4 protein-coding genes are annotated in these 3510 nt (G+C 60.1%); 3 read left to right on the top strand and 1 reads right to left on the bottom strand.

Going from position 1 to position 3510, the window contains the following annotated elements; translation table 11 throughout:
* Window positions 1-103 precede the first annotated feature (103 nt).
* Window positions 104-1531, top strand: a complete 1428-nt coding sequence (locus ACRESD_RS12615) for an ATP-binding protein (protein ID WP_431751194.1) — start codon at window positions 104-106, stop codon at window positions 1529-1531.
* 124 nt (window positions 1532-1655) lie between these two features.
* On the opposite strand, the gene ACRESD_RS12610 is transcribed toward ACRESD_RS12615, so the two are convergent.
* A complete protein-coding gene (locus ACRESD_RS12610) occupies window positions 1656-2585 on the bottom strand; it encodes an AraC family transcriptional regulator (RefSeq protein WP_431751193.1) in 930 nt (309 codons plus the stop codon).
* 328 nt (window positions 2586-2913) lie between these two features.
* Here ACRESD_RS12610 and ACRESD_RS12605 point away from each other — a divergent pair, with 328 nt between their 5' ends.
* Entirely contained in the window at window positions 2914-3255 is a 342-nt protein-coding gene (locus ACRESD_RS12605; protein WP_431751192.1) for an antibiotic biosynthesis monooxygenase family protein, read from the top strand.
* Between the two features lie 42 nt (window positions 3256-3297).
* Window positions 3298-3510: hypothetical protein (locus ACRESD_RS12600; RefSeq protein ID WP_431751191.1), on the top strand; the 213-nt coding region annotated here is incomplete at its 3' end.

Below are 3510 nucleotides of genomic sequence, written 5' to 3'. Positions count from 1 at the left end.
AGGCTGATCCGCACCGTGCGCGGCAGCGGTTATCAACTGGCAGCCAGCGTGGTTGCCGGCAATGCCCATTGACCCTTTGAGCGAACGCCGCGCCCGCTTCCCGGTGCCACGTTCGTTGCTGGGGCGCATGCTGCTGCTGACCCTGCTCGCTGTGCTGTTTGCCCAGGCACTGTCCAGCGTGATCTGGGTCTCGCAATTGCGCGCCACCCAGCTCGAAGGCCTGGTCACCAGCGCTCGCAGCCTGGCGCACTCGATGACCGCCAGTGTGAGTTACTTCCGTTCGTTGCCGGTGGCCTATCGCCCGTTGGTGCTCGATCAACTGCGTAGCATGGGCGGCACCCGTTTCGTGGTGACCCTCAATGATCGGCCATTGGACATGGCGATACTGCCGCAGACCCCGCGCAAACAAGCGGTCCTTGAGGCGGTAGATGAAGTGCTGCGCCAGACCCTGGGTGCCGATGTGCATATCTCGGTCGAGTTCGTCAGCGCCGAAGACCTGCGGATTTTCAACGCCGGCTTGAAGCTCGATGAATTGCCGCGCTCCTGGGCGCACTACGCGCTGACCTTGGAACCGGTAAACCCGCCGGTGCTGGTGACCCAGATCCAGCTCGCGCCCGGCGAATGGCTGTACATCGCCTCGCTGTTGCCCGAGCCCTATACCAGCCTGGAAGAGCAGGGTCTGCCAGCCCAGCAAGTGTGGTTTATTGTACTGACCAGCGGCTTTCTGTTGCTGTTCATCGGTCTGCTGGTGCACTGGCAGAGCCGGCCGCTCAAGCGCCTGGCGCGGGCGGCACGGGACATGTCCCTGGGCGCCGATGTAGAGCCGGTGGCCGAAGGCGGTGGCAGTGAAGTGGTGGAAGTGGGGCGTGCGTTCAATACCATGCGTGAACGCATCAGCCGTTACCTGACTGAACGCAGCCAATTGTTCAGCGCGATTTCCCATGACCTGCGCACGCCGATCACCCGCTTGCGCTTGCGCGTGGAACTGCTGGAAGACGAGAACCTGCAAACCAAGTTCGGTCGTGACCTGGATGAGTTGGAGCTGCTGGTAAAAGGTGCACTGCAATGTGTGAAAGACACCGACATTCACGAAAACATCGAACCGGTGGATTTGAACCACGTGCTCGATTGCCTGGTCGAGCCGTACCTGGCGCCCAACGGTAATGGTCGTATCACCCAGGACGGCCGCGCCCTTGCGCCGTACCCAGGTAAACCGTTGGCGCTCAAGCGTTGCATCGGCAACCTGATCGACAATGCATTGAAGTACGGACAGAACGCCCATTTGCATATCGAGGACGATGGCGCGGAGTTCATCCTGCACGTCGACGACGAAGGCCCCGGTGTGCCTGAGCAGCGTCTGGAACAAGTCTTCGAGCCGCACTTTCGCCTGGCCGGGCAGCAGCAGGGTTACGGCCTGGGGTTGGGAATTGCGCGAAATATTGCCCACAGCCATGGGGGCGAGGTGAGTTTGCAGAATTTGCGTGAGGGTGGGTTGCGGGTGACTTTGCAACTGCCCCGAACTCTGGACTAAAGAACACTGCAGGGCAAATGTGGGAGGGGGCTTGCCCCCGATGACGGTGTGTCAGTCAGCTTATCTGTATCTGACCCACCGTCATCGGGAGCAAGCTCCCTCCCACATGTTGATCACCGGTGGGTCAGATGCTTTGACGCAGTCTGGCCAGATCTCTCAGGGGCGGTGCCCCAAACAACCGGCTGTACTCCCGGCTGAACTGCGACGGGCTTTCATACCCCACTCGATATCCGGCCGCCGACGCCTCCAGTCCCTCGGCGATCATCAACCGTCGCGCCTCCTGCAAGCGCAACTGCTTCTGATATTGCAGCGGGCTCATGGCGGTGATCGCCTTGAAGCGATGGTGCAAGGTCGAAACGCTGAGGTTCACTTCCTTGGCCAGGTCATCGATGCGCAACGGTTGTTCGTAGTTGCCGTTCAGCCAGGTGATTGCCTGGCTGACACGATGGCTCTGACTGTTGGCCACGGCGATTTCATACAGCCGATAGCCCTGTGGACCGCGCAACAACCGGTAGAGGATCTCGCGGTTGATCAACGGCGCAAGCATGGCGATGTCTTTGGGCGAGTCCAACAGGCGCGCCAGGCGCAGCACGGCGTCGAGCAGTTGGCTGTCGATGCGGTCGACGTACATGCCACGGGATGTCGGACGCGAGGGCACGCCCATCGGCCCGGCTTCGGCGATCAGGGCGGTGAGCTGCGCCGGGTCGATGTTGATACGCACCGACAGGTTGGGGTCTTGCGGTGTGGCATCGATGATCCGCCCGGCCACGGGCATGGCGACCGAGAACACCAGGTAGTTGAGTGGGTCGTAGGCAAAGATCTCGTCGGCCAGGCGCACTTCCTTGCTGCCACTGGCGAGGATGCACAAGGCCGGTTCCACCAGCACCGGCATGAAGTCGCGCGGTGTGTTGTGGCGGTTCAGGTACAGCGACGTGATTGCCGTGCCGTAGGAACCATCTTCCCAAGTATGGCGTTGCACGATGCTGGCCAGTTCGGCGCGCTGCTTTTCCATCTCGGCATCAAGGGGAATCAACGGATGTTCAGGCGACGGCATGGAATGACCTCTACACGCTTCTTTGATGGGCTCAGCTTAGCGGTGGCTTTTGAAAAAGTGTTACGTCGATTCTGCACAATCCTTGCCTGATCCTGCGATACATCGTGAATCAGGCAAGTACAGGGCCTGTCATCTCCCTGAAACACTGAGTGGCTGCGTGTAATAAGTGCTGCCGGCCAAACGTACTGCCTACGCTTCTCGCAGGATTGTGCAATAAGCCTGCAGGAATCGACTAACCGCATCGGCACCCGCGCCGTTATCTTTGATCCTGTGGCAGCACGCCCTCACAGTGTTTGCCGAGCATCACTTCTCAACGGGAGAGTCGAACATGTCCACCCCCATTCCCGCGAGCCATATGGCCTTTATCCGTGCCCGTACCGGGTACAGCACCGAACTCGGTGCACGCTTGAGCAGTTTGATCGAACCGGGCCGTCAGGCTCAGGGTTGCCTGCAATTCTCTTTGCAGCATTCCCAGGTCGATCCCGATGTGTGGTTGGTCTCGGGTTTCTGGAGCAGCGAGCAGGCGATGAGCGCCTACTTCAATTCGCCGGCCCTGATGATCTTTACCGAGCTGTTGAACGACATGGTGGTCCGCAGCATGGACTTCCAGACCTTTACCGATGCATCTGCCGTGAAAGCCTACGGCGAGTACCTGCAACTCGCCGGCTGAAGGTCTAGAATGGCCGACTTTCCATTGGCCAGGACCTGCAACATGGCACGTAAACAATTTGCCCACCACGAAGCCGTTTCCGCCGTAGTACCGGGTGAAGGGGGCTACAGCGCCGCCGTTGCCGTCAAGGCACTCGATGGCATGGGCGCACCGCGCTTTCACAAGATCCTTGATGGCCAGACGTTCAAGACCGCTTCCGATGCCGACGATGCAGCCGCTCTGCAGCTTGAGTGTTTGGTCGATGTAGACGAAGAC

The sequence above is a fragment of the Pseudomonas sp. genome, from assembly GCF_050739995.1.
Lineage (GTDB): Bacteria > Pseudomonadota > Gammaproteobacteria > Pseudomonadales > Pseudomonadaceae > Aquipseudomonas.
The sequence above is the reverse complement of the archived record's forward strand: the minus strand, read 5'-3'. Positions and strand labels throughout refer to the sequence as shown.